Raw genomic sequence first — 710 nt, 5'->3', positions numbered from 1 at the left:
ACGTCCTCTCTCCGACGGACATCTCGCGGGCGGCGGTCCGCCGCAGCGGCAACGACGTCACCCTGATCACCTACGGGGGCAGCCTGCCGAAGACGCTCGACGCCGCCAATGAGCTTTCGCTGTCCGGAATCGACTGCGAAGTAATCGATCTGCGCGTCCTGCGCCCACTAGACGACGACACCATCCTCGAATCCGTCCGCAAGACGCATCGGGCGGTGGTGGTCGACGAGGCGTGGCGCACCGGCAGCCTGGCCGCGGAAGTGATCGCGCGCGTGATGGAGGGCGCCTTCTACGACCTCGATGCCCCGGTGGGCCGGGTGTGCAGCGCCGAAGTTCCCATGCCCTACGCCAAGCACATGGAAGAGGCCGCCCTCCCCCAGACCCCCAAGATCGTCGCCGCCGTGCAGAGCCTGTTCGGGGACCCGTCGTGATCGAGTTCAAGATGCCCTCGCTCGGCTCCGACATGGATGAAGGCACCCTGAACGAGTGGCTGGTCAAGCCCGGGGACAAGGTGACCCGCGGCCAGGTCGTCGCGATCGTCGAGACCACCAAGGCCGCCGTCGAGGTCGAATGCTGGCAGGAGGGCATCGTCAGCGAGCTCGTCGTGCCCATCGGTGAAACCGTCCAGGTGGGAACGACATTGGCCACGCTGACGGCACCCGGTGAGCAGGCGGAGAGGCCACCCACGCCACGTCCGTCGCCGGAGGCGG

General features: G+C 67.7%; 2 protein-coding genes. Both read left to right on the top strand.

Annotation, left to right across the window (positions count from 1 at the left end; genetic code table 11):
• The coding region (locus A5697_RS12460) for a transketolase C-terminal domain-containing protein (RefSeq protein WP_304442481.1) at nt 1–431 on the top strand (431 nt) is incomplete at its 5' end.
• Nucleotides 428–710 (top strand): biotin/lipoyl-containing protein (locus A5697_RS12455; protein ID WP_304442480.1); only part of this gene is annotated, 283 nt, incomplete at its 3' end. The genes A5697_RS12460 and A5697_RS12455, both read left to right, overlap by 4 nt.

It is taken from the genome of Mycobacterium sp. E3251, assembly GCF_001666835.1.
Lineage (GTDB): Bacteria > Actinomycetota > Actinomycetes > Mycobacteriales > Mycobacteriaceae > Mycobacterium.
Note: the sequence above shows the minus strand (reverse complement) of the source record. Positions and strands in the feature narration are given on the sequence as shown.